The sequence below is a fragment of the Parvularcula sp. IMCC14364 genome (assembly GCF_030758415.1).
In the GTDB taxonomy this organism is placed as follows: domain Bacteria; phylum Pseudomonadota; class Alphaproteobacteria; order Caulobacterales; family Parvularculaceae; genus Aquisalinus.
This window is the reverse complement of sequence record NZ_CP132334.1, coordinates 1,734,457-1,757,741: the sequence shown is the minus strand read 5'-3', so window position 1 is coordinate 1,757,741 and position 23,285 is coordinate 1,734,457. Positions and strand designations below refer to the sequence as shown.

At 51.9% G+C, this 23,285-nt stretch carries 25 protein-coding genes and 4 tRNA genes; 16 read left to right on the top strand and 13 right to left on the bottom strand.

The genetic code is table 11. The annotated features are described in order from the left end of the window. Window positions 1-42 precede the first annotated feature (42 nt). Complete coding sequence (locus RAL90_RS08460) at window positions 43-534, bottom strand: hypothetical protein (protein ID WP_306249580.1); 492 nt, start codon at window positions 532-534, stop codon at window positions 43-45. A 113-nt stretch (window positions 535-647) separates the two neighbouring features. On the opposite strand from RAL90_RS08460, the gene RAL90_RS08455 reads away from it, so the two are divergent. Next, window positions 648-1,211 (top strand): sulfite oxidase heme-binding subunit YedZ, encoded by a 564-nt coding sequence (locus RAL90_RS08455; RefSeq protein ID WP_306249578.1) that lies wholly within the window; start codon window positions 648-650, stop codon window positions 1,209-1,211. Window positions 1,212-1,319: 108 nt separating this feature from the next. Beyond that, a tRNA-Pro gene (locus RAL90_RS08450) sits at window positions 1,320-1,396 on the top strand. 61 nt (window positions 1,397-1,457) lie between these two features. On the opposite strand, the gene RAL90_RS08445 is transcribed toward RAL90_RS08450, so the two are convergent. Beyond that, window positions 1,458-1,682: a DUF2842 domain-containing protein gene (locus RAL90_RS08445; RefSeq protein WP_306249575.1), complete on the bottom strand. Its 225-nt coding sequence runs from the start codon at window positions 1,680-1,682 to the stop codon at window positions 1,458-1,460. Between the two features lie 93 nt (window positions 1,683-1,775). Between RAL90_RS08445 and RAL90_RS08440 the strand changes: the two genes are divergently transcribed. Continuing rightward, on the top strand, window positions 1,776-2,849 hold the full coding sequence (locus RAL90_RS08440) for a COX15/CtaA family protein (RefSeq protein WP_306249573.1): 1,074 nt from the start codon (window positions 1,776-1,778) through the stop codon (window positions 2,847-2,849). Here RAL90_RS08440 and RAL90_RS08435 read toward each other — a convergent pair. Then, a complete protein-coding gene (locus RAL90_RS08435) occupies window positions 2,827-4,011 on the bottom strand; it encodes a hypothetical protein (RefSeq protein WP_306249571.1) in 1,185 nt (394 codons plus the stop codon). The genes RAL90_RS08440 and RAL90_RS08435 overlap by 23 nt on opposite strands. A 150-nt stretch (window positions 4,012-4,161) precedes the next feature. On the opposite strand from RAL90_RS08435, the gene rplM reads away from it, so the two are divergent. Beyond that, window positions 4,162-4,629, top strand: a complete 468-nt coding sequence (gene rplM, locus RAL90_RS08430; protein ID WP_306249569.1) for a 50S ribosomal protein L13 — start codon at window positions 4,162-4,164, stop codon at window positions 4,627-4,629. 12 nt (window positions 4,630-4,641) lie between these two features. Then, on the top strand, window positions 4,642-5,136 hold the full coding sequence (rpsI, locus tag RAL90_RS08425; protein ID WP_372340378.1) for a 30S ribosomal protein S9: 495 nt from the start codon (window positions 4,642-4,644) through the stop codon (window positions 5,134-5,136). A 52-nt stretch (window positions 5,137-5,188) separates the two neighbouring features. Here the strand turns inward: rpsI and RAL90_RS08420 are convergent, their stop codons facing one another. Next, entirely contained in the window at window positions 5,189-7,009 is a 1,821-nt protein-coding gene (locus tag RAL90_RS08420) for an alpha/beta hydrolase (RefSeq protein ID WP_306249567.1), read from the bottom strand. Window positions 7,010-7,325: 316 nt separating this feature from the next. On the opposite strand from RAL90_RS08420, the gene RAL90_RS08415 reads away from it, so the two are divergent. From RAL90_RS08415 to RAL90_RS08380, 8 genes are all read left to right on the top strand, one after another. Continuing rightward, window positions 7,326-7,802: a hypothetical protein gene (locus RAL90_RS08415; protein WP_306249565.1), complete on the top strand. Its 477-nt coding sequence runs from the start codon at window positions 7,326-7,328 to the stop codon at window positions 7,800-7,802. 72 nt (window positions 7,803-7,874) lie between these two features. After that, on the top strand, window positions 7,875-9,176 hold the full coding sequence (locus tag RAL90_RS08410) for a homoserine dehydrogenase (RefSeq protein WP_306249563.1): 1,302 nt from the start codon (window positions 7,875-7,877) through the stop codon (window positions 9,174-9,176). 28 nt (window positions 9,177-9,204) lie between these two features. After that, window positions 9,205-10,170, top strand: coding sequence for a class II fructose-bisphosphatase (gene glpX, locus RAL90_RS08405; protein ID WP_306249561.1), 966 nt, complete (start codon window positions 9,205-9,207; stop codon window positions 10,168-10,170). Window positions 10,171-10,231: 61 nt separating this feature from the next. Continuing rightward, window positions 10,232-12,052 carry a single-stranded-DNA-specific exonuclease RecJ gene (gene recJ / locus RAL90_RS08400; RefSeq protein WP_306249559.1) on the top strand — a complete coding sequence of 607 codons (1,821 nt, stop codon included), beginning with the start codon at window positions 10,232-10,234 and terminating at the stop codon, window positions 12,050-12,052. An 89-nt stretch (window positions 12,053-12,141) separates the two neighbouring features. Continuing rightward, window positions 12,142-12,216, top strand: a tRNA-Glu gene (locus RAL90_RS08395). Window positions 12,217-12,300: 84 nt separating this feature from the next. Next, window positions 12,301-13,062, top strand: a complete 762-nt coding sequence (locus tag RAL90_RS08390; RefSeq protein ID WP_306249557.1) for a phytanoyl-CoA dioxygenase family protein — start codon at window positions 12,301-12,303, stop codon at window positions 13,060-13,062. 146 nt (window positions 13,063-13,208) lie between these two features. Continuing rightward, the gene (locus RAL90_RS08385) at window positions 13,209-13,652 is read left to right on the top strand and encodes a YbjN domain-containing protein (protein WP_306249555.1); all 444 of its coding nucleotides are present in this window, start codon (window positions 13,209-13,211) and stop codon (window positions 13,650-13,652) included. A gap of 148 nt (window positions 13,653-13,800) precedes the next feature. After that, window positions 13,801-14,340 carry a cold-shock protein gene (locus RAL90_RS08380; RefSeq protein ID WP_306249553.1) on the top strand — a complete coding sequence of 180 codons (540 nt, stop codon included), beginning with the start codon at window positions 13,801-13,803 and terminating at the stop codon, window positions 14,338-14,340. Window positions 14,341-14,350: 10 nt separating this feature from the next. Here the strand turns inward: RAL90_RS08380 and RAL90_RS08375 are convergent. From RAL90_RS08375 to RAL90_RS08345, 7 genes are all read right to left on the bottom strand, one after another. After that, a tRNA-Arg gene (locus RAL90_RS08375) sits at window positions 14,351-14,427 on the bottom strand. A gap of 39 nt (window positions 14,428-14,466) precedes the next feature. Next, window positions 14,467-14,775, bottom strand: a complete 309-nt coding sequence (locus RAL90_RS08370; RefSeq protein ID WP_306249551.1) for an ETC complex I subunit — start codon at window positions 14,773-14,775, stop codon at window positions 14,467-14,469. A 27-nt stretch (window positions 14,776-14,802) separates the two neighbouring features. Further along, a tRNA-Pro gene (locus RAL90_RS08365) sits at window positions 14,803-14,879 on the bottom strand. Between the two features lie 59 nt (window positions 14,880-14,938). Then, complete coding sequence (locus RAL90_RS08360) at window positions 14,939-15,244, bottom strand: hypothetical protein (RefSeq protein ID WP_306249550.1); 306 nt, start codon at window positions 15,242-15,244, stop codon at window positions 14,939-14,941. A 12-nt stretch (window positions 15,245-15,256) separates the two neighbouring features. Then, on the bottom strand, window positions 15,257-16,432 hold the full coding sequence (metC, locus tag RAL90_RS08355; protein WP_306249548.1) for a cystathionine beta-lyase: 1,176 nt from the start codon (window positions 16,430-16,432) through the stop codon (window positions 15,257-15,259). A 1-nt stretch (window position 16,433) separates the two neighbouring features. Continuing rightward, complete coding sequence (locus RAL90_RS08350; RefSeq protein ID WP_306249546.1) at window positions 16,434-16,964, bottom strand: GNAT family N-acetyltransferase; 531 nt, start codon at window positions 16,962-16,964, stop codon at window positions 16,434-16,436. A 15-nt stretch (window positions 16,965-16,979) separates the two neighbouring features. Next, complete coding sequence (locus RAL90_RS08345) at window positions 16,980-17,975, bottom strand: cysteine synthase A (RefSeq protein WP_306249544.1); 996 nt, start codon at window positions 17,973-17,975, stop codon at window positions 16,980-16,982. Between the two features lie 113 nt (window positions 17,976-18,088). On the opposite strand from RAL90_RS08345, the gene RAL90_RS08340 reads away from it, so the two are divergent. The 3 genes from RAL90_RS08340 (at window position 18,089) to RAL90_RS08330 (ending at window position 20,542) form a co-directional block, all read left to right on the top strand. Next, window positions 18,089-19,375, top strand: a complete 1,287-nt coding sequence (locus tag RAL90_RS08340; protein ID WP_306249542.1) for a cryptochrome/photolyase family protein — start codon at window positions 18,089-18,091, stop codon at window positions 19,373-19,375. 75 nt (window positions 19,376-19,450) lie between these two features. Further along, entirely contained in the window at window positions 19,451-20,284 is an 834-nt protein-coding gene (locus tag RAL90_RS08335; protein ID WP_306249540.1) for an IS5 family transposase, read from the top strand. A 66-nt stretch (window positions 20,285-20,350) separates the two neighbouring features. After that, complete coding sequence (locus tag RAL90_RS08330) at window positions 20,351-20,542, top strand: hypothetical protein (protein ID WP_306249538.1); 192 nt, start codon at window positions 20,351-20,353, stop codon at window positions 20,540-20,542. Window positions 20,543-20,544: 2 nt separating this feature from the next. On the opposite strand, the gene RAL90_RS08325 is transcribed toward RAL90_RS08330, so the two are convergent. Beyond that, a complete protein-coding gene (locus RAL90_RS08325; RefSeq protein ID WP_306249537.1) occupies window positions 20,545-21,792 on the bottom strand; it encodes a cyclopropane-fatty-acyl-phospholipid synthase family protein in 1,248 nt (415 codons plus the stop codon). A gap of 27 nt (window positions 21,793-21,819) precedes the next feature. Beyond that, window positions 21,820-23,277, bottom strand: coding sequence for a deoxyribodipyrimidine photo-lyase (locus RAL90_RS08320; RefSeq protein ID WP_306249536.1), 1,458 nt, complete (start codon window positions 23,275-23,277; stop codon window positions 21,820-21,822). Between the last annotated feature and the right edge of the window lie 8 nt (window positions 23,278-23,285).

The following is a 23,285-nucleotide window of genomic DNA, read 5'->3' as shown; positions in this document are numbered from 1 at the left end:
TTGTCCACCGTTTGGCCGAGGGCTGACCAAAGAGGTGACTGTCTATTCGCTCAGATAGACAAAGCGCTCCAGATAAGCCAGTTCACTGTCACTAACATACTTGCCCATTTCCCGTTGAAACTGCTCCATGGAGGCGTACGGACGGTATTCTTCAATCTCGTGCGCAAATTTGCGAGGGCTGAGAGAGCTCGGGATCAGTTTGAGATCGTCTTCAGCGGCATTGTTCAGGTCAACCTTGATGAACATGAGTTTGTAGACTTCGCGTAAGGCTTCTTCATCCATGCTTTGGCTCAGCAGGGCGTTGAGCTCAGATGCTGTCGTATAAGGCCGACCTTCGATAAGGGCTTGTGCGGCCGCACTGTCGAGTCCCGGCAGATTGGTCAGCGCGTCCACGGGTGCGGTGTTCGGATCGACCAGTGCAGTGGTTGGCCATGGCGTGCCATTATCGGTCTCTGGTTTTTCAGACGAACAGCTGACGGCAAAAACAGCCAGTAAGGCCAGGGCAGCCACGGGCAGGGCTTTGAGCAGGGGCATCGTGAATTCCTTTGGTTTCTTTCGCTTCAGATTGCTTCACGATTAGATTGGCCCTATTCAGGTGTCAATCAAGGGGGCGTGTCCTGCGCCTATTCTGACGGGTATGTCACGTTATGGCGGATAACCGGCCAAAATCGCGCTATCTGGTCTGGCTGTTGCTCTCACTGCCAGCCATCTGGATCATGGCACGTTACCTAACGGACGTGGTCAGCTATGGGCAGGTGATTCATGCCACAGGGCAGTGGAGTGTCGGCATTCTTCTGGCGACCCTGATCATAACGCCGCTGCGGCGCATTTTCCCGCGTGCTACCTGGCCGCGCAAACTGGTGGCCTATCGTCGGGCTCTGGGGGTCGCAAGTTTTGGCTATGCTGGCCTGCATACGATTGTATATCTGCATCGCAAATGGGGCAGTGGGTTGATTGTGGAAGAGGCTGCAGAGCCTGCATATCTTACCGGCTGGATTGCTCTGGTGATATTTCTTGCGCTTGCAGCAACAAGCAACAACCGGTCAGTGCGGATGCTCGGGCGTGGCTGGAAGATGCTCCATCGCACTGTCTATATTGCCACGGCTCTCACCTTCGCACACTGGATATTGGTCATTTTCAACCCTGTCGCTGCATGGGTTTGCCTGGCGGCGGTGGTGATATTTGAAACAGTCCGTTTCCTGCGCAGGTAGGGGCGTCTTCGTACCCGTCCATTTTGATTGACCCGCATATTCTGTAGGCAGGAGAAGTTGGTTGCGGTGCAAGCCATGCCAGCCTATAGATTTTCTGCTTTGCATGATCGGAACGTAGCGCAGTCTGGTAGCGCACTACACTGGGGGTGTAGGGGTCGTGGGTTCGAATCCCGCCGTTCCGACCATTAAATCAATTGCTTAGCTCTTTTCAGTATAGTGGGCGCTGGTTCAATATTGGTTCAAACGTCAGGTCTGGTCTTCATAACTGGAAGCAGGCTTGTTCATCCACAACATCAGTGGTTTCAGGGGAAAAGCCCAGACGGTGCCGGCGATAACGAAATATATGCCGAGGATCGCCCAGTGCTGCGGTAAATAATCTGACACAGTCACAACCAGTCCTATATAGAGCAGGAAAGCTGGCAGGAAGACGAGCAGACCGATGAGTTTCTTCAGGCTGGGATCGAGTTTCATGGTGTGCTCCTCCGGGGCGTTCTGACAGATATATGGGGCATTGCCAGGCTGGTTTCTACTGGCAGCTTCGCGGAAAAAAGAGGTGTAATTGTGGTGAATTCCGCCGATTTGATGATACCCGCCGGGGTGCGTGACAAAAAGGCTGCCAAGGGTCTGGCCCTCTGGCTTTATGCCATGTGTGCGCTGGTGGCGCTTATGGTGACGGTTGGGGGGGCAACGCGCCTCACGGATTCCGGCCTGTCGATCACGCAATGGGATCTTATTATTGGCACTTTGCCGCCCATGAGTGAGGAGAAATGGCTTTCAGAGTTTGAGAAATATCAGCAAATTCCGGAATTTGAGCGGGTGAACAGTACGATGGACCTTGAAGGGTTCAAGACCATTTACTGGTGGGAATGGGGCCACCGGAATCTCGGACGGTTCATTGGCCTTGCCTACCTTATCCCGATGCTCTGGTTTGTTTTTTCCGGCGCGGCGACATCAAGACCCTTGAAGCTGCAACTGGGGGGCATCTTTGTGTTGATATGCGCACAGGGTGCCATGGGTTGGTACATGGTCTCAAGCGGTCTTGTGGACCGTGTTGATGTCAGTCAGTACAGGCTGGCCGCGCATCTGGGTCTGGCAGTGATAATATTCGGCCTCTTGTTCTGGCTGGCCATGAAGTTCAGCCTTTTCCGTAAAGCACCGCCTCCGCAGAAGGGCAGCAGAAGTGTCTATCGCTGGTGGACAGTCGGCATGATGCTGGCTGTGTTCATACAGATTGTTCTGGGGGCTTTTGTGGCAGGCTTACGTGCTGGCAAGACCTATAACACGTGGCCCTTGATGGATGGCCGCTTCTTCCCGGACGGATATTTCATCGGGCAGGCAGACTTTCTGCACGCTTTTGAAACCATGGCAGCCGTTCAGTTCAATCACAGAATGGGCGCTTATGCGCTTGTGGTACTCGCGGTTGCGTTCTGGCTGATCTTGCAGCGTGCCGGTGCCGAATATGGCAGGCGCGCCCTTCTGGTGACTGGTGCTGTCTTCCTGCAAGCGCTGCTTGGTATCTGGACCCTGTTGTTGGCAGTGCCGATCAGTCTGGGATTATGGCACCAGTTGGGCGCGCTTGTTGTCCTGGTTGCTGTTCTCTTTAACCTTTATCGGCTTACTGAATATCAGGCTCGGTAATGAGGTCAGGTATCTGAAGCAACAGCTCTTCTGGATCATCGCCGGTACGTTCTGCTCCTATGTTCCGCCGGTTGAGACGGTCGGTTTTGGGCAGATTGAGGATGTTCCTGACGGCTGACCAGGAAGCCAGCTTGAGGGCGAAATTGCTATCACCCTCCACAATGGCAATCGCGCCTTCGCGATAAAGACCGCCGAAGTTACTGGCGTCCGCAGCGAAGGCACTGATTGTTTCCACCGCCGTGATATCTGAAAACTCACCAAGCGTGAATTCCCCAGCAATCTCACCGGAAGAAAGATCGTAGGCATGGATCACATATGGTCCTGAAGAAACCATCGCCAGCAAGTAGCCAGCCCCTTCAGCCTGAAGTGCTGTTGCCAGTTCAATAGCTTCCCCTGCAGGCAGATCAACAAAATCTGCAAAACCCATGTCGCTGCTAAAGGCATCAGCCACTTCTACCGTGCCGTTATCTGTCAGAAAGTAAGTATCACCCGTATAGTCATTGCTGACGCATGTCTTGATGTCAGTGCGCTGAAAAGAAACCGGAGCCTCAACTGTCAGGCTTCCGTCATCTGCAGCAATGATGCTGCGAGAAAGATTGCCATCAGGCATCAGTCCGAACAGCGCCAAGGCTTCATCTTCGGCTGATCGGCCAAAGCACAATGGACGCATGGACGCAATTTCCTGGACGTCACCTGACAGTCTCCAGTTTTCAAACGCCACGGGATCAGTTGCCATCCTTACAAACCGCAAGGCATTAATGGAGCTGTCGAAGGCAGCAACCACTTCGACGGGTGTGCCGTTCGCGGCAAGATAGGTGAGGGACAACCCGTCTGAAAACTGACCAGGGAGTGTTGCCACACCTTCCTGATCAAAGTTGATGGCAATAAGCCCGGCTGCGCCATTGGCGGCAAGAACCAGACTTTGAAAGGGAACTTCAGGGTGCTGCCATAAAGCAAGGCCAGAGACAGGCGTTTCAAACCGTCCCAGTTCATCTGTCGCCGGTATTGTCAGTAACTGGCTACTACCGACAGGCGTTGTGAGCGGGGCTTCTGAAGGAGGTGTTTCTGGTCGTGGTGTTCCTTTATTCTCGCCTGAGCACGCGGCGACAAGTGCAACACTGATGACAGATATTACTGTTTTCCGGAACGCTGGAACTGACATTCGGCCTTTCTCCATGGTCTTGAATATTTGTGGTATTTTGTTACCACACATAAAAGCTGCTGAATTTGCGTCTTTTTTTCGGCGCCCTATTGACCCGTATGGCACCTTCTCTATAAGGCGCTACCCTTATAGGAATATGGAACAATAGTCATGAAAACTTTCAATGCCAAACCTGCGGACATTGAGAAAAAGTGGGTTGTGATCGACGCTGAGGGCCTTGTTGTCGGTCGCCTCGCTTCTGTCATCGCAACACGCCTCCGCGGCAAGCACCTGCCAATTTATACACCCAATGTTGATTGTGGTGACAATGTCATCGTCGTCAATGCAGACAAGGTTGTCTTCACTGGCCGCAAACGGACAGACAAGAAGTACTACTGGCACACTGGTTATCCCGGCGGTATCAAAGAGCGTACGGCTGACAAAATTCTGGATGGTCGTTTCCCTGAGCGCGTGCTGACAAAAGCCGTCCAGCGGATGCTGCCAAAAGAGAGCCCGTTAGCGCGCCAGCAACTTTCCAATCTGAAAGTCTATGCGGGCAGCGAGCACCCACACGAGGCGCAAAATCCAGAGAAGCTGGATGTTGCTGCCATGAATTCCAAAAACACACCGCGCGGTTAAGGAAACAGAATAATGAGTGAAACAACTACACTTGAGAATCTCAAGGAAGCCGTAACCGCAGAGGGCGTTGACTTGCCCGTCCAGGAAGAGGTCGTGCTTGCAGAACCCAAGATCGATGATCTTGGTCGTTCTTACGCGACGGGCAAACGGAAAACAGCCGTTGCACGTGTCTGGATCAAGCCTGGCTCAGGCAAGATTACAGTGAACAAGAAAGACTACAGCGATTATTTCGGTCGCCCTGTCCTGCAGATGATCATTCAGCAACCACTTGTTGCAGCCGATCGCAAGGACCAGTTTGATGTGGTCTGCACGGTCAAGGGGTCTGGTCCGTCAGGACAGGCCGGGGCTGTGCGTCACGGTATTTCCAAAGCGCTGACGTACTATGAGCCAGCGTTGCGCGGTATTCTGAAGCAGGGTGGATTTCTCACCCGTGACTCTCGCGTCGTTGAGCGCAAGAAATACGGCAAGGCAAAAGCCCGCCGTAGCTTCCAGTTCTCAAAACGTTAGAGACAAATACTTTTTCGTCAAAAAGCCCCGCTCAGCGGGGCTTTTTTATGGCTTAATCAGATTGAACCAGAACGTATGATCCGGGTGCGTCTTCTATTGGTGTTAATGCGCCGTCGCCTGGTATGCGTGCCGGTACTTTCCTGCCTGTGCCCACGCCGCCCAGCCATTTATGCCAGTATGGCCACCACGAGTAATCGTGTTTCTCTGCAACGCCCATCCAGCCCTCGACGGTATCAGGCAAAGTTTCATTTGTGCGGTAATGATATTTCTTCTTAGTCGGGTGGTTGATAACGCCTGCAATATGACCGGACCCAGCGAGCATGAATGTCACCGGGCCGCCATAAAGCTGTGCACTGCGGTAAATTGATCTGAACGGCGCAATGTGATCTTTTTCACCTGACTGCATGAAGACAGGGATGGTGACTTTTTTGAGGTCAATAGTGACTCCGTCAATGACCAGTTCTTTCTTACTCAACCGATTGTGCTGATAGAACTCCCGCAGATAGAACAGGTAAACTTCCTTGGGCATATCTGTTGCGTCAGAATTCCAGTACAGAAGGTCAAAGCGTTTTGCCTCCTTGCCGAGAAGATAATTATCGACGTAGACAGACCATATCAGATCAACAGGTCGTAACATGTTGAATGTGCGGCTCATGGATGAGGCCTCAAAGATACCGCCCGCAGCATCAATCTGTTTTTCGATATTCTGGATCTGCTCCTCATCGACGAAAAGCAGAAGGTCACCTGCTTCCTCAAAGTCCATCTGGGCTGTGAAAAAAGTCGCCGATTTTATTCTGTCATCTCCTTTTTCAGCCATATGCCCAAGGGCGATTGATAGCAGGGTGCCACCGATACAGTAGCCAATCGTATCGACCCCCTTAAACCCGGTTGCCTGTTCCACGGCATCGACAGCTGCATAAATCCCCTCAAACATGTAATCTTCGAAGGTCTTGTGAGCGAGCTTCTTGTCCGGATTCACCCATGAGACAACAAATACAGTCTTCCCCTGTTCAGTCAGCCAGCTGACCAGTGAGTTCTCCGGTTGAAGGTCCAGAATATAAAACTTATTGATCCAGGGCGGGAAGATAAGGAGTGGGCGCTCATCAACTTCAGCGGTGGCTGGCGCATACTGAATTAACTGGATCAGGTCATTCTGATAGACGACTTTGCCGGGTGTGGTGGCAATGTTTTTACCAACCTTGAAAAAATCAAGATCAGCCTGTTTCATCTCCAGTTCGCCTTCACCCCGCTCCATATCTTCCAGCAGATTCTTGTATCCACGCAGAAAGTTTTCGCCTTTTGACTTCAGCGCTTCTTCCATAACCTCCGGGTTTGTAGTGGGGAAATTCGTCGGCGCCATGGCTGCCAGAAACTGCTCTGTATAGAATAGAGCTTTCTTGCGTTTGTGTTCGTCAATATCAGGCGCATCTGCCACCATATCGCGCGCATGCTGGCTCATGATCAGATAGGATTGCTTGATGAAATCTAGAGCATGGTTTTCACTCCAGGCCGGGTGGGAAAACCTGCGATCGGCCAGGTCCGGGGCTACAGTCGGGTCCGTTTTCTGGCCCAGTGCTTTCTTGCTCATATTTTCAGCAAGTCGCGCATAATCTTCCCACATTTTGAACTGAGAGCGCATGACGTTCTGGGGATTTGTGAATATACTCTGGTAAACACCCAGCATCGTGTCGGTGACGTTCAAAGGGTCCTGGTTCGGGTCTTGTGCAGCGGCTGGTGTCTTTGTCTGCTTGCCGACGATGTCTGTCAGGATTTCCTGATTATAGCCGCTGACATCCTTGATGTATTCCGTCAGTGCACCGACGTCTTCCCACACGGATTTGTTGCCGGACTGCGCAGCAGTTGGTTTTTCCACTTTATCTGATGAAGCTTTACGTTTCGCTGTCTGTTTTGGGGCAGTCGGCTTTTTAACAGAATTCTTCTGTGTGGCTGCGGTGGATTTTCGCGCCGAAGTTTTCTTGGCAACCCGTTTTTGAGGTGTTGTCTTGTTTGCCATGCTCGCGGCCTTGGCTTTAGAGGTGCGTTTCTTCGTGGTTTTCCGCTTTGTCCGGGGAGGGGTTTTGCCGGATGTGTCTGTGCTGGAAGTGTCTGCCATATCTAGCTTTGTTCTTTTTCGGTTGTCTGTAGCGCTTAAACCATCCTACAAAAGGATAGCACGGAAATGAGAGATTATGCGCGTCGTTTTTTTATTGCTGCTGGTACTGACTGGTACTGTCGCGTGTCAGAATACTGGTACTGACAACAGCATACTTGTGCAATCTGAGGCCCGAGTTATCAACCCGGAAATTGTACGTCGTATTGAAGCAAAGCGTGAAGCTGCTGATGATGTGTCATTTCCGAAATTGTCTCAGATACCAACGGAATTGCCAGACAAGTATGAACAGAGCACCGTACATGCCTATCAGGACCAGATGTTGGCGAACGGCGGTGTCCTGTCTGCCGGCATTGCCGTTGATACGGCAAACGCTGCGCAGGACAAACTTGGTCGGACCGCTCTCTGGCAAGATGGTATAAGGCAGGAGATGAGCCTCGAAGAAGCTGCGACGCAACTGGTCCGGCGCCTCGAAGCCGACAAGGCCAAGGCCAAGGCGCTGAGGGCCACGGCGCCCGCCCAGCTTGGCGGATTGCCACCCAAAAAAGATCGCTGATTTTCGGCATTGGAAACAGCAGGAGGGAGGCAACCAAGATTGCCTTTGCGAACCTGCCAGAGGAACAAGCGCATGAATGAACTGAAAGTTGGAGTGGCCGGACTCGGTGTTGTCGGCTCTGGCGTTGCAGAATTGCTGTTGAACCACGTAGACCGGCTGAGCCGCGCAGGCTCGCGTCTGACACTTGCCGGTGTTTCCGCCCGCGACAAGTCAAGAGATCGTGGCATCAGTATGGATCAAGTAGTTTGGTTCGAAAATCCCGTAGAACTGGCTTCATCCGACTCCATAGATGTTTTCGTGGAATTGATCGGTGGTGCAAGCGGGGTTGCGCATGAGGCCGTGCAAACTGCGTTGCGTCATGGCAAGCATGTTGTCACCGCAAACAAGGCCATGCTGGCAGAACACGGCGCTGCTCTTGCAGCGCTGGCAGAAGAAAAGAGATGCTCTCTTTTATATGAGGCGGCCGTAGCTGGTGGAATTCCGGTAATCAGGGGGGTGCGCGAAGGGGCAAGCGCCTGCCGCATCGACCGGCTGGCGGGCCTTCTTAATGGCACCTGCAACTATATTCTCACGCGCATGACCATGGCCGGGACAAGCTATGATGAAGCCTTGAAAGAAGCACAGGCCCTCGGATTTGCCGAGGCGGATCCGGCTTTTGATGTTGGTGGCGCTGACGCGGCGCAGAAGCTGGCAATCCTCTCAACAATCGCTTTTGATGCCGGTATTCGTTACGGCACGTTCCCTGTGGAAGGTATTGAGCAGGTCACCGCTGAAGACATTTCAGGTGCTGGCAAGCTTGGCTTCCGGATAAAACTACTCGCCGTTGCACAAAGTAGTGAGGGTGGGTGTGAGTTGCGGGTTCATCCGGCGCTGGTGAAGGAGGACCATCCGGTTGCCAAGGCAGACGGGGCGGATAATTTTGTGATTGTCGAGACAGACCCGCTTGGGCGTCTGACTTTCTCCGGGCCGGGTGCCGGGAAAGGTCCGACAGCCGCTGCCGTCGTTGCCGATCTGGTAGCCCTTTCACGCGGTGTTTCAGGACCGGTCTTCAATGCTTTTTCGAATGACCTGCAGAAAGCTAATCTTGTATCGGCGGATCGAAAACCATCACGCTTCTATCTCCGGGTTGGTCTGAAAGATGTTCCCGGTGCAATCGCCGGCATATCAGAAACGCTTGCCCAGAAAGACATTTCCATCGACAGCCTGATACAACCATCAGTATCAGCGGCAGGGGATGGCAGGCCTGATGCCATGGTCATGCTGGTAACGCATGAGACGACTCTTGCAGAAATCCGCGCTGCTGCTGACGAAATACGCCAAAAGGCGTTTGCATTGGGGGCACCTTCCATTATCAGGATCGAAGATTTCGACTGAGCCCAGAAAAAAATAAGAGGTAAATTCTATGGCCACGCAGGAAGGCTATCTTGACCGCATTCTAACTATAGAACTTGGACGCTGCACTGAAGCCGCCGCAGTGGCTGCTTCCACGATGATCGGACGAGGGGACAAAGAAAGCGCGGACCAGGCAGCCGTTACCGCTTTGCGTGATGCGCTCAATGTCCTGTCGATTGATGGCACAGTGGTCATCGGCGAGGGAGAGCGCGATGAAGCGCCCATGCTGTATATCGGTGAGAAAGTGGGTCAGGGCGGTCCCAAAGTAGATATTGCGCTTGACCCCCTGGAGGGAACGACGCTGACCGCGAAGGCGATGTCCAATGCGCTGGCCGTTGTCGCCATGGCGCAAGGGGGGACGCTGCTGCATTCTCCGGATGTTTACATGCAGAAAATTGCTGTTGGCCCCGGTTATCCCGAAGGTATTGTGGATATTGATGCATCTACTGAAGACAACATTCTGGTTTTGGCCAAAGCCAAGAATGTTGCGCCGTCAGATATTACGCTTTGTGTTCTGGATCGTGATCGGCATCAGCCTATTATTGATGCAGCGCGAAAAGTCGATGCCCGTGTTTTCCTGATACCTGACGGAGATGTTGCTGGCGTCTTCCATACAACGGAGCCGTCAACCGGAATCGACATGTATGTCGGCACCGGCGGTGCACCTGAAGGGGTGCTCGCGGCAGCCGCATTGAGATGTGTTGGCGGACAGATGCAAGGCAGGCTTCTTTTCCGTAATGATGACGAAAGAGGTCGGGCTGAAAAGGCCGGCATAACTGACCTTGATCGCAAATATGATCTGCTTGACCTGGCGTCTGGTGATGTAATGTTTGCTGCCACTGGCGTCACTAACGGCTCTATGCTGAAAGGCGTTCAGTGGGAAAGCGGTCGCGTAAGGACTCAAACGGTGGTCATGCGCTCCAAAACAGGCACAGTTCGTTATATAGATGCAATCTCCAACATTCCCACGAAGTAGCCATCTGAAACTGATCCTTGAGGCCGCATGGCAATTCAAGGACCAGAAAGGCCAGACCTGAATGGAGACAGATGCGCGCATGGTGACGAGCGAAAGAGATGAGTTACCGGTGCTCGTGGAACGGTCTCTTTCTGGCAAAAGCTGGTTGAAACGATCAACGGACCAGCGTGCTGTGGAGACGATCAGTCAGTCTCTTGGTGTTTCTCACTCTCTGGCGGAAATTATTTCTGCGCGGGGCGTTTCGCCTGAACAGGCAGAAGCGCATCTGGCCCCGTCCATAAAATCATCCATGCCCGACCCCTTGATCATGAAAGACATGCAGCCAGCGATCGACCGCTTGGCAAAGGCCATAGAGGATAAAGAAAAGATAGGCGTTTTTGGCGATTACGATGTCGACGGGACAACGGCATCGGCATTACTCAGTCGCTATTTCAGGGCGCTTGATATTGATCATGAAGTGTATCTGCCGGATCGTATCCTGGAAGGGTATGGTCCTAATCTCCAGGCATTCCGGTATTTACAGGAAAAATCTGCGTCGCTTTGCCTGACAGTTGATTGCGGCGCGATGGCCCATGAAATACTGGAGCAGGTCCGACAGGACGGCCTTGATGTTGTCGTTCTCGACCATCACCAGATGACCCTGCCTGCGCCGCGTGTCATTGCTACGGTCAACCCGAACCGGCCCGACGATCTTTCCGGATTGAATAATCTGTCAGCCGTTGGCGTCGCTTTCATGGTGCTGGTCGCATTGAACCGGCAGTTGCGAGAGGCGGGATATTTTCAGTCACGAGCCGAGCCTAAAATCATGCACTGGCTTGATCTGGTTGCGCTCGGCCTTGTTTGTGATGTCATGCCCTTGAACGGATTGACGCGTGTGCTGGTGGCACAGGGCCTGAAGGTTTTCGGGCAGCTTGATGATGATGCTGTATTGCCACCTTATCCGGGCCTGAAGTTGCTTGCACAGCGGGCCGGCGCCAAAGGAGACGCACGCGCCGACCATCTGGGTTTTTCAATTGGACCAAGGATAAACGCAGCAGGGCGTATCGGTCACGCTAACCTTGCTTTTCGCCTGATGACAGCGCGCGAGCATGGCGATGCTATGAACTGGACAGAAAAATTGCAGGACCTGAACGAAGAGAGAAAAGCGATTGAAGCGGAGGTCCTGGCTGAAGCTGTTGCGCAGATAGAGCGCGGGCAGGTGGATCCTGAGAAGCCGTATATCATTGCTGCTGGCGACGGTTGGCACCCTGGCGTGATCGGTATTGTCGCAGGTAGATTAAAGGAAAAATACAGCTGCCCGGCAATCGTCATCAGTCTTGATGGTGACACTGGCAAGGGCTCCGGCAGATCAGTAAGTGGCGTCGATCTTGGCGGTATAATCGCGGCAGCAAAGCGCGAAGATATTCTTGTTTCCGGCGGCGGTCATGCCATGGCAGCTGGTCTGACCGTTGCGCGCGACAAGCTTGAAGCGTTCAAAGACTATCTTCTTGCGCATATTGTGCGCCCTGAAGGTGGCTATGTTTCTGAAAGCAGCAGATTGGTAGATTCTGTGATCGCGGCTTCTGCCGTGACTCGCAGCTTTGCCGATGAAGTAGCCGGGGCAGGCCCGTATGGGCAGGAATACCCGGAGCCAGTAGTGATGCTGAAAGAAATGCGTGTGCGATACGCAGATATCAAGGGCGCTAATCATGTGGCGGTCACGCTCGAAGATAAAATGGGCAAAACGGTACGCGGCATCGCTTTTCGGTCAGCAACGGAACCGAAGGGCAGGGAACTGCTCATTGTCGGCAATACAATTCATGTTCTGGGCAAGGTAAAGGCTGATGAGTGGCGGGGCGGTGAAGCGGGCCAGATCATCATTGAAGACGTTGCCAGAGCATAGTTTTCTTCAAAAAATACCGCCCTGTGGCATGACTTTGCGCTTGCAAAGTCTGGATGGCGCAAATATATCACCGTTCCGACCTGATTAGTGCTCCCTTCGTCTATCGGTTAGGACGCCAGGTTTTCAACCTGGAAAGAGGGGTTCGATTCCCCTAGGGAGTACCATCAGGCCCTTTGCACAGTATTAACCTGAATTGTTTATCCTGCCCTCTGCCAGAAAAGGCAGTGTGTGAGTGAACGGAACGAACTGTGTCAGTAACAGCCTATAACAGCAGCGAAAGCTGGGCTTTGTCCAATTACGGCAAGAACGGTTTTGCTGTAGAGCGCGGCCTCTATAGCGCCAGCGAAATTGCCGAAGTACGTGATCTGTTGCTGCCTTTATTTGACGATTTTTCAGACAAGTTAGGGGACAAGATTCGGGATATTGGGGCGGTGGGCGATGTTGAGCCCGGAACATGCCAGCCCGAGATTGACCGCGCTGTCCGCCTTTGTCCTCAACTTGTGAAGACTTCCGTTTACAGGAAAGCGCGCGCATTGGCCTGTGATCTTCTGGGCCGTAAGGCGCATTATGTGTTCGATCACGCCATCAGCAAAATGCCGTTCTCTCAGACCAGTACGCCCTGGCATCAGGACAAAGGGTATATGAAGGCAAATACCGACCTGAAAACAGTCAACTTCTGGGTTCCCCTTCAGCCGACAGGCCCTGAGAATGGTACATTGGCGTATATCCCTGAAAGTCATAAACACGAGCTGCTGCCGCATCGTAGAGATGACAGCTTGCACCCGCATGTCCTTAAAACTGACGTGGACACGACAGGAGCGGTCTATCCCTGCCTGCGCATGGGAGACCTTTGCCTTCATCATCCACTCACGGTGCATAGTGCAGGGCCCAATGACACGGACCAGCCAAGACTCGCCTGGTCAATGCATTTCGGGGCTTATGGCAGGCTGGAGTACCTGAAACCCTCCAATTTGTGGGCTATGCTCAGGACCCCCCTGACTGTTTCCTGATAGCAACAGGTCGTCTTGCGGCTTGCTCCAGCGCCTGATTTTTATCCTTCTGACCTATCAGCCTGATTGCATTTTCAAGCGAGTTAAGGTTTGATTAACCACGCAAGCGGGATTGTTGTGGTCCGGTACTTCAAAGTGAGGGTGTGATGAAAAAGCTGTTAGCCATTTTCCTGAGTGTCGGTCTGGTATTCACGTCGTCTAATGCATTTGCCATTACGCCAGATGACATCAAGACAGCTATGGATTCCAAGGGCTATACCGTCGTGAATGTCAGTGAGAACACTGTTGCTGTCATGTATCGCGGCCTTGCCGTCATGATTGCCGTTGATGGCAAGGATGGTGATGTCACTTATCTCGCATATCTGGATGATATTTCCTCTGACATGCTGAGTTATGATTTTCTCAACCGCTACAATAATGACGTAAAATTTGGCCGCGCGTTTCTCGATCGTCAGGGTGATCTGGCGATACAAATGGACAGAAACTCATCAGGCGGTGTGACGCTTCAGAACGTCGAATCAGACTTCATGGTTTTCATTTCACTTGTCAGAAAATTTGTGAATGATGTTCAATCTCAGGTTTCTGCCTAAGGCCAGTAAGGATTTCGCTGTGGAAACACAACTTTGAGGCGAAATTCTTTGACTTTATGCACGAAATTGGGAAAATTTCCGTGTCAGTTAGATGACAGAAAATTTAAACACCCTTACACTACTCATTACCACATAACAGGGCCGAGTAATGTACCAACTTCCGGGGACTGAGGAAAACGAAACTGACATGCCAGAGGCTTCCTTTGAAGTAACAGGCATTGTGAAATGGTTTGATACAGTCAAGGGATACGGTTTCATAATTTCTGAGCAGGCTGAAGACGACATTCTTCTTCACTCTTCCTGCCTCAAGGAAACCGGCCTTTCATCTGCTCTGGAAGGCTCTACTGTTATTTGTGAAGCCGTCAGGCGCCCAAAGGGCCTTCAGGCGACCCGCGTTCTCAAGATTGATGAAAGCACGGCAGCAACCATAGCCCCACCCGTGAGTGTTCTGCCGCCAGTAGAAGCAACGGGAGCTTTTGAACAGGCTGAGGTCAAGTGGTTTAACAGGGCCAAAGGCTATGGTTTCCTCACCCAGGGGCAAGATTCCGAGGATATTTTTGTCCACATGGAGACTATGCGGCGCTCAAGTATCAGCACATTGGTGCCTGGGCAGGTCGTTCAGGTCTCTTACGGAAAAGGGCCTAAAGGGCTTCTTGCGGTGGAAATCAAGGAAGATACAGGTAACTGACCTGATCAAATGGCGACCCCGGTACGATTCGAACGTACGACCATCTGCTTAGAAGGCAGGTGCTCTATCCAGCTGAGCTACGGGGCCTATAGAGTTGTAACCGTGCAATAGCGTTACCAGACTCTCTCAATGCGTCCATGGTTTTCGTCTGTTTACAGCAAAATTATCCGAGTATGATTTGACTACAGGTTCGGCGGTCGCTTTTTCATCCAGTCTGTAAGGAATATTTTTTTCCTTCGCATAGGAGATCGCTGCTTCGCGCGTGTCAAATTTCAGACGTACCTGATTTGACACGGTATCGCTGGTACTCGTCCAACCCATTAGCGGGTCAATTCTTTTGGCTGCGGCCTGGTCAAATTCAAGAATCCAATGGCTTGTTTTGGTTTTGCCTGACTGCATTGCCGTTTTGGCTGGACAGTAGATTCTTGCGAACATCCGTGGCCTCTTCGTTCTCTTCAGTGATGGTCGGGGTGGAGAGATTCGAACTCCCGACCCTCTGGTCCCAAACCAGATGCGCTACCAGGCTGCGCTACACCCCGATCAAGATCGCCTTATATGATGATCAGTTTTTTTTTCGCAAGCAAAAAAGCACAAGTTTCTAAATATCAGGCAGCGCTGTTTCTTCCACTTCGCTGGTCGGGGCTGCAAGTTCTAGTTCGATCTGTAAAAAGCCGGTTTGGCCTTCAAGCAGGGTCCATTCCTGCGCGATGTAACCAGCCTTGGCGACTGTCATGGTCAGGTTTTCCTGAACATAAAGCGGGCAGGGGGTTGTGCAGGTTGTGCCATCGCCAAATTTCAGCAGTACTTCTTCAGGATATGAGGCCACGGTGAGGTAATCGACCGTGGTGGTTTCACATCCGGCAAACAGCAACAGGCACATCAATGGCACTATTTTTTTGAGCATGACCTTTGATCCTTATTCATTCCGCATTGCCTGAAAGCCCGTTTCAAGATCATTGACCAGATCAGTGATATCCTCAAGACCTGCATGAACCCGAATCAGGGTGCCCTCGTAATCCCAGGGAGTGGCGCTACGATATTCGGCCACGGGGCAGGGAATGATGAGGCTTTCAAAACCACCCCATGAATATCCCATACCAAAATAGCTGAGCGAATCGAAAAACCGCGCGAGCTGCTTTTCGGGACAGGGGGCAAGGACAAAACCAAACAGTCCCGAAGCGCCTGAAAAATCTCTTTTCCAAAGAGCATGATCCGGATGATCGGGGCGGGCAGGATGAAGAATTTGCGTTACATCGGGTTGCAGGGCCAGCCAGTTGGCCAGTTCCAGCGCATTCGCTTCGTGAACCTTCAGGCGTGATGACAGGGACCTTACCCCTCTATGGGCCAGAAAGGCATCATCGGCCGAGACATTCAGGCCCAGTTGGCGGGTTGTACGCTCAAGCCGTGTCGAAATCGCTTTGTCGTTTGTGGTCATGCTGCCCATCAGGCAATCGGCATGACCGGCAATATACTTTGTGATTGACTGTATGCTGACCGTTGCGCCAGCTTCAAGCGGATTGAAGAAATACCCGGCACTCCAGGTGTTATCCACCACAACAGGTACATTCCGGCTTCTGGCTGCTGCGGTGATCGCGGGTATATCCTGGACTTCGAAGGTCAGGGAGCCAGGGCTTTCACATAATATCGCTTTGGTTTCAGGCTTTAACAGGGCGGCTATATCACCGCCTGCTCGAGGGTCGTAATACTCGACTTCAATGCCATAGCGATTGAGGAAACGATCACCGATGCTTCGTACAGGATCATAACAACTGTCAGTTATCAGAATATGGTCGCCTGTTTTCGCCAGCGCGAGAAGGCAGGTTGTGATGGCAGACAGGCCTGACGGGGTCAGGTGCGTATAGTCACCTTTCTCCAGCTCACACAAGGATTCCGTCAAGGCCCTGTGTGACCTTGTGCCGAACCTGCCATATACATAGTCCTTATTCTTCTTCATGAAAGAATCATATGTTGGATACAGGATCGTTGAAGCGCGCTCTACAGGCTGGCTGACGGGATATGACGTGCCGTCATGCGGACGGCCCGACGCGACGAGCCCGGTCTTGATATGTCTGCCTGATTTGTCTTTCGACATCTCAACCCCGCCACTCGATCACACCTTTGCCCTGATCATATACCGAGAAACCAAGTTTCTGATATAACGGCAGCGCGGCAGGGTGGTCTGCAGTGCAGGTCTCGAGAACGACTCTTTCCGGATCGAGCGACCAGGCAAGGTCTACGACGTTGTGCAGGAACCAGCGCCCCAGTCTCTTGCCAATAAAGTCTGGCATCAGGCCGAAGAACTTTATTTCGACTGTGCCCGGCGGATGGCAGTCTTTCCGGGTATCCACTTCTGCCATACCGCAAGGGGAGCCGTTGTAGTAAAGCACGTAAATATAAACATCCGGGTTGTGAATAATTTCTGCAAGGTCTTCATCTGGCATGTAGCGTCGACTGACCCAATGAAAGGGGCCGCCCACCTGATCATACAGGTATCGATAATAATGCAGGGGCGGTGTTTCTGATCTTATCAGTGCTGTCTTGCCGGCTGGCCGAAAGGGAAGGGGAAACTGAGGGCGGGTATTCTGCTCAAGATAAGTGATGGTTACATCAAATGTCTTCTGCATATTATTTTCTCAGCTCTACCAGGGCGGAAGTGGCAAGCCCTTTTGCTGCAGAACTTCCGGATTGAAGAATGTTGTCCCGTATCTGTTACCATAGTCGCAGAGGATTGTAACGATCGTATGCCCGGGGCCCATTTGCCTGGCGAGCTTCACAGCACCAGCGATATTGATGCCTGCTGAGCCACCAAGAAACATGCCTTCTTCCTCTACCAGCTTATACAGAGTTTGCAGCGCCTCTGCATCGCTTACACGGAAGGCTTCGTTCACTTCGACATCTTCCAGGTTCGCCGTGACGCGCCCCTGGCCGATGCCTTCAGTGATGGATGCGCCTTCTGTTTCAAGAATACCATCCTTGTACCAGCTAAACAGCTTGGCACCATAGGGATCGGCAATACCGATGACGGTCTCGGGCTTGCGCTCTTTCAGCGCCATACTCACGCCGCCAAGTGTTCCGCCTGATCCTACTGCGCAGATGAACCCGTCAATCTTGCCCTCAAGGTCACGCCAGATTTCCGGGCCTGTTGTAAGATAATGTGCATCCCGGTTCGCGGTATTATCGAACTGGTTAGCCCAGATTGCGCCTTGGGGATTGGCTCTGTTCATCTCTTCGGCAAGTCGCCCGGAATAGTGTACGTAATTGTCAGGATTGGCGTACGGAACGGCGTCAACTTCTATAAGGGTGCCGCCTTGCTGGCGGACGGCCTGTTTTTTTTCTTCGCTTTGTGTGCGGGGCATCACGATCTTGATTTCGTAGCCCAACGCCTTGCCAACGACACACAGGCCGATGCCGGTGTTTCCGGCGGTGCCTTCCACAATCATACCGCCGGGCTTCAGTGTACCCTTCTGCTCAGCATCACGAATGATACCAAGTGCTGCTCTGTCCTTGACTGATTGTCCCGGGTTCAGAAACTCCGCTTTGCCGAGGATCGTGCAGCCCGTTTCTTCGGACGCCCGTTTCAGTCTGATAAGCGGGGTATTGCCAACAAGATCCGTGACGGCGGGGAAAGTCTTCATATTTATCTCCTGAGATATGACGGTACTCAGCCCGTCATTTGTCATCAAGGCGGCGTGTGCCTATTTCAGGCTCAGAACCTGCGATATTATCTAAACCACAAGCGAGAAATAATATGCCCGCATTGCGCCTGATCCTCGGTGACCAGCTCACCACGTCGATTTCATCTCTCGCGGATTATAAAAAGGGCGATGTTGTGCTGATCGCCGAGGTCAAATCGGAAGCTACTTATGTAAAGCACCACAAGCAGAAAATTCTTTTCCTGTTTTCCGCCATGCGTCATTTCGCACAAGACCTGACAGCAGACGCCATTGAAGTAAAATACATCCGTTATGATGATCCGGATAATAGTGGGTCCCTTGGCGGGGAAATCGATAAAGCCTTGCAGCAGGAAAAGTTTGAAAAAGTCATTGTTACAGAGTGTGGCGAGTGGCGGTTGTCGGAGGAAATGAACAGCTGGGCCGACCGGTTTCAGGTAGATGTTGAAATTCGGGAAGACAAGCGCTTCGTCTGTACACTGCAGGAGTTTGCAAAATGGGCAGATGGCCGCAAGAATCTTCGCATGGAGTTCTTTTATCGTGAGATGCGACGCAAAACCGGACTGCTCATGGCGGATGGTGAGCCTGTCAGTGGAAAATGGAACTTTGATGCTGATAATCGCAAGAAATTGCCGAAAAACTATTCCTTGCCGGTGCGGCCTAAAATCAGCGAAACCAGTATCGTCGAAGAGGTGAGAAGTGTCATCGAAGCCGATTTTGGAGACCATTTCGGCAATGCGAGCAGCTGCCTTTATGCGGTAACAAGGGATGGGGCCTTGCAGGAACTTGACTGGTTTATTGAAGAGGCTCTGCCCAATTTTGGCGATTATCAGGACGCAATGGCCAGTGGAGAAGATTTTCTGCACCATTCCAGACTGTCCGCATACCTCAATGCAGGTCTGCTGACGGCAATGGAGGTTTGCCAGGCCGCAGAAGAGGCGTGGCGTGATGAGCGGGCGCCGCTCAATGCCGTAGAGGGTTTTATCAGACAGATCATAGGCTGGCGCGAATATGTGCGCGGCCTGTACTGGCTGGAGATGCCGGATTACGCAAAGTCTAATTACTTTAAGGCTGAGCGAAAACTGCCTGCTTTCTACTGGAGCGGGGAGACAGACATGCTCTGTATCAGAGAGGCTGTCAGAAACACGCACGACAATGCCTACGCACATCATATTCAGCGGTTAATGGTGACAGGGAACTTTGCCCTTCTCGCAGGCATTGCCCCGAAGGAAATCAATGAATGGTATCTGATTGTATATGCTGATGCCTATGAATGGGTAGAACTGCCGAATACGCATGGCATGGCCATTTACGCCGATGGCGGCCTGATGGCATCAAAGCCATACGCAGCATCCGGGTCTTAGAGCCTGATCCAAAAGTATCTGGGTGATTTCAACGACTTATGATTCTCTTTGTTTGCTTAAGACACGGAGGATCAGATGAGTTGGAATGAAACCACCCGCACATATTATGACCGCAGTTTCCTGCGCTATGCAAGTGATCTGACGGACGACGAATGGGCTTTGATTGAACCTGAAATACCTCTTCCAAATCGGATGGGGCGTCCTCGCAAGTGGCCGATGCGGGAGATCATGAACGCCTTGTTGTATATCGCGTCTACTGGCTGCCAATGGCGCATGTTACCAAGGGATTTCCCGCCTTTTTCGACGGTTCAGAAATATTTTTATTGGTGGCGTGATGACAGATTGCTGGAAAAGATCAATCACCGCCTGCTGTTTGAATGCCGCGAAGCACACGGCAGAAGCCCACACCCCAGCGCAGGTGTGATCGATAGCCAGTCGGTTAAAACCACAGAAAGTGGCGGTATTACTGGCTTTGACGCGGGCAAAAATATAAAAGGCCGCAAGCGGCATATTCTGACGGATACGGAAGGCTTTCTGGTGACAGCACTTGTGCATGCCGCGGATGTACAGGATCGCGACGGCGCACCAGCGGTGTTGATGGAAGCGCGAGACAAATTTCCATGGCTTCGCCATATCTTTGCCGATGGTGGCTATGCGGGAGATAAGCTAAAGCGCAAACTTAAAAAAGTCGGTCCATTCCGGATGGAAATCATCAAGCGATCCGATAAAATGAAAGGCTTTAAAGTCCTGCCCCGGCGATGGGTCGTAGAACGCACATTCGCATGGTTAGGGCGATCACGCCGTCTCGCCAAGGATTGGGAACGATGCTGGACCTCAGCTATCGCATGGCTATTCATGGCTCACATCCGTATCGCAACAAGACGACTGGCAAGAGCATGTTTCATATGAAAGACTTTTGATTCAGACTCTTACATAAACCGCATGTCCGATTACTGCAAAAACTGTTCCTATAAGGTGAAAGAGAAAACAGGCGATGATGCGTGCCCGTTCAATTACCTTTACTGGCATTTCATAGATCAGCACCGGGACAAGCTGGAAGGTAATGGCCGGATGGGTCTGGTGTACAAAAATCTGGACAGGAAATCAGTCGCGGAACTGAAAGCGATCAAGGCCTCTGCAGAAAAGTTTCTGAAAAATCTGTCCTGATCTCAAGCCTTCACAAGGGTTACCTGTTTGACATCCGTGGTTTCTGCCCGAAAACCTGCCTCGCAATAGGCCAGATAGAATTCCCAGAGTTTCTTGAATTGCTGGTCAAAACCCATTGGTTGCAGGTCCTGCCAGGAGTCCAGAAAACTCTTGTGCCAACTGGAAAGTGTGCGTGCATAATCCTGACCAAAGGAGAGACTGCTCGCGAGTGTGAGGCCTGCATCTTCTACGTGCCTCTTGAACACCGAGGGGCTTGGCAACATGCCACCCGGAAACACATATCTTTGAATAAAGTCTGTACTGCGCACATAATTATCAAAGAACCGGTCTGCTATTGTGATGATCTGAAGCCCGGCCTGCCCACCTGATACAAGGCAGTCATTGATCTTGTTGAAATAGGCAGGCCAGTATTCGCGGCCCACCGCCTCAAACATTTCGATAGATGCAACCTTGTCAAAGGTGTCTTCCACATCGCGGTAATCTTGCAGGCGGATTTCCACTTTTTCGTTCAGGCCAAGACGGAACATTCTTTCGCAGGCATAATCATATTGTGCCGGTGATATGGTCAGACCTGTCACTTTAGCGCCCACTTCCTTGGCAGCATATTCGGCAAAGCCGCCCCAGCCAGAGCCGATTTCAAGTACATTGTCTGCCTCCTGCAAGTTAATGCGGGTTGCAAGGGAGGCATATTTGCTATGCTGGGCGTCTTTCAGTGACTGATCTCTGCCATCAAAGAAGGCAGAAGAATACGTCATGCTTGAGTCGAGCCACTTTTCATAAAATTCATTACCAAGATCATAATGCGCCATAATATTCTTCCTGGAGCCGGATTTGGTATTTTTGTTCATCGCATGAGCGACCGTATTCAGCCACCTCACAGCGGGATGTGCCAACAAAGTGTTCTGAATGTCGTCTGCATTTCTTGCCAGAATATAGAGCGTCTGAGCAAGTTCAGGTGTATCCCATTCTTCGGCCTGGTAGCTTTTGTAAAAACCGATAATGCCACCGAGCAAAACCCGCCGGGCAACCGCATAGTCCCGGACTTTTATAATCGCATACTGATCTATTTCATTAGGGGATGAAAATTTAAGTTTCTGACCATCCGGCAAAACCAGAACAAGCGTGCCAAAGGAAAGGCGGTTCAGGATGCTGACCAGCAGGCGAAAGAATATTGGTTTATTCCTAAGCAGCGTGTCTCTGTTCTGGTCTGTGACCAATGTGGCTGACTGAATGATTTCGGGCATGTCCATTATCTTGCTCCGGGTGCTTGCGCCCGATTACTTTATTTTCTCATAGGCATCGAGCGCGGCCTGCCGTGCAGGTTTGTGGTCTACAATCGGGTATGGATAATCCTTCCCCAGTTGAACACCGGCCTCCTTCAGCACGGCCGCGTCAGCCTCCCAAGGCGTATGTATATGTTTTTTCGGCATTTTCTGCAATTCCGGAACGTACTTGCGAACATAATCGCCTGAGGGGTCAAATCTCTCACCCTGAGTCATCGGATTAAAGATACGGAAATATGGCGCGGCATCTGCACCGCAACCTGCAATCCATTGCCAGCTTGCTGTATTGCTGGCGATATCTGCATCCACCAGCGTGTCCCAGAACCATTTCATGCCTTCGCGCCAGTCGATCAGCAGGTGCTTGACCAGAAAGCTACCTGTAATCATGCGTACACGGTTGTGCATCCACCCGGTTTGCCAGAGCTGCCTCATGCCTGCATCAACAACAGGATAACCAGTCTGGCCCTGCTGCCAGGCTTTAAGCTTTTCCCTGTCCGATACCCATGGGAATTTCCTGAATTTTTCATTCAATTCCTTGTCGAGCATTTTGGGATTATAAAACAGCAGGGAATAGGAGAATTCCCGCCAGGCAATTTCTGACAGAAAAGTCTTGGCATGGTCTGCGGGGACTTCTTCCTGCGCCAGTCTGTCCTGCGTGGCTGACCATATCTGTAGTGGACTTATTTCACCAAAATGCAGATGCGGCGACAGGCCGGATGTACCGGTTTTATCAGGCCGGTTGCGGTCATCAGAATAGCTGCCGACAGCGTCATTCAGAAAGTCTTTAAGACGTGTCAATGCGCCGCTCTGGCCCGGTGACCATTCGCTTTTGAAGCCTTGTGCCCAGTCAGGTTTCGTTGGCAGCAGTGCCCAGTCATCAAGGGCATCAGAGTTCGGTAGCGATTTAGGGCCATACAATCTGGTGACTTCCGGTAACGGCTCCCTGTTTATGCCTTTGGCCTGCATGGCCTTCCAGAAAGGCGTGAACACCCGATAGGGTCCACCGGACTGGGTTTCCACTTCCCATGGCTCAAAAAGAAGACGACCATTGCTGGTGTTAACATCATATCCCCCGCTCTGGAGATCTTCCTTGAGAATTTTGTCGAGCTCAATATCGAAGGGCGCATAGCGACGGTTCCAGAAAATGCTGTCGGCGCTCGTGCTCTCCATAATGTCCGGAATGATCTTTCGGGCATCACCACGTCGCAGTACAAGCGCGCCACCCGCTTTTTCCAGTTTTCCAGACAGCTCGTTGAGGGAATGATGCAGCCACCAGAGCGAAGCGCCACCTGCGCTCCATTCACCCGGGTTTTGATCATCAAGAATGAAGAGGCAGATCACCGGTTTGCCAGAGTCTGCTGCTGCCCGCAGCGCAGGATTATCCTTCGTGCGCAGGTCCTGCCGGAACCAGACGACGCACGGCGCGCTCTTATCTTGGGCGGATGAATTCATTCAAATGA

Coding starts and splice junctions, on each gene's coding strand:
- RAL90_RS08320 (WP_306249536.1), bottom strand. CDS start 23,277: ATGAATTCATCCGCCCAAGATAAGAGCGCGCCGTGCGTCGTCTGGTTC.
- RAL90_RS08340 (WP_306249542.1), top strand. CDS start 18,089: ATGCCCGCATTGCGCCTGATCCTCGGTGACCAGCTCACCACGTCGATT.
- rpsI (WP_372340378.1), top strand. CDS start 4,642: ATGAGTGAAACAACTACACTTGAGAATCTCAAGGAAGCCGTAACCGCA.
- RAL90_RS08410 (WP_306249563.1), top strand. CDS start 7,875: ATGAATGAACTGAAAGTTGGAGTGGCCGGACTCGGTGTTGTCGGCTCT.
- RAL90_RS08435 (WP_306249571.1), bottom strand. CDS start 4,011: ATGTCAGTTCCAGCGTTCCGGAAAACAGTAATATCTGTCATCAGTGTT.
- rplM (WP_306249569.1), top strand. CDS start 4,162: ATGAAAACTTTCAATGCCAAACCTGCGGACATTGAGAAAAAGTGGGTT.
- RAL90_RS08370 (WP_306249551.1), bottom strand. CDS start 14,775: ATGTTCGCAAGAATCTACTGTCCAGCCAAAACGGCAATGCAGTCAGGC.
- metC (WP_306249548.1), bottom strand. CDS start 16,432: ATGTCGAAAGACAAATCAGGCAGACATATCAAGACCGGGCTCGTCGCG.
- RAL90_RS08385 (WP_306249555.1), top strand. CDS start 13,209: ATGAAAAAGCTGTTAGCCATTTTCCTGAGTGTCGGTCTGGTATTCACG.
- recJ (WP_306249559.1), top strand. CDS start 10,232: ATGGAGACAGATGCGCGCATGGTGACGAGCGAAAGAGATGAGTTACCG.
- RAL90_RS08350 (WP_306249546.1), bottom strand. CDS start 16,964: ATGCAGAAGACATTTGATGTAACCATCACTTATCTTGAGCAGAATACC.
- RAL90_RS08380 (WP_306249553.1), top strand. CDS start 13,801: ATGTACCAACTTCCGGGGACTGAGGAAAACGAAACTGACATGCCAGAG.
- RAL90_RS08455 (WP_306249578.1), top strand. CDS start 648: ATGGCGGATAACCGGCCAAAATCGCGCTATCTGGTCTGGCTGTTGCTC.
- RAL90_RS08415 (WP_306249565.1), top strand. CDS start 7,326: ATGCGCGTCGTTTTTTTATTGCTGCTGGTACTGACTGGTACTGTCGCG.
- RAL90_RS08345 (WP_306249544.1), bottom strand. CDS start 17,975: ATGAAGACTTTCCCCGCCGTCACGGATCTTGTTGGCAATACCCCGCTT.
- RAL90_RS08335 (WP_306249540.1), top strand. CDS start 19,451: ATGAGTTGGAATGAAACCACCCGCACATATTATGACCGCAGTTTCCTG.
- RAL90_RS08360 (WP_306249550.1), bottom strand. CDS start 15,244: ATGCTCAAAAAAATAGTGCCATTGATGTGCCTGTTGCTGTTTGCCGGA.
- RAL90_RS08460 (WP_306249580.1), bottom strand. CDS start 534: ATGCCCCTGCTCAAAGCCCTGCCCGTGGCTGCCCTGGCCTTACTGGCT.
- glpX (WP_306249561.1), top strand. CDS start 9,205: ATGGCCACGCAGGAAGGCTATCTTGACCGCATTCTAACTATAGAACTT.
- RAL90_RS08445 (WP_306249575.1), bottom strand. CDS start 1,682: ATGAAACTCGATCCCAGCCTGAAGAAACTCATCGGTCTGCTCGTCTTC.
- RAL90_RS08325 (WP_306249537.1), bottom strand. CDS start 21,792: ATGGACATGCCCGAAATCATTCAGTCAGCCACATTGGTCACAGACCAG.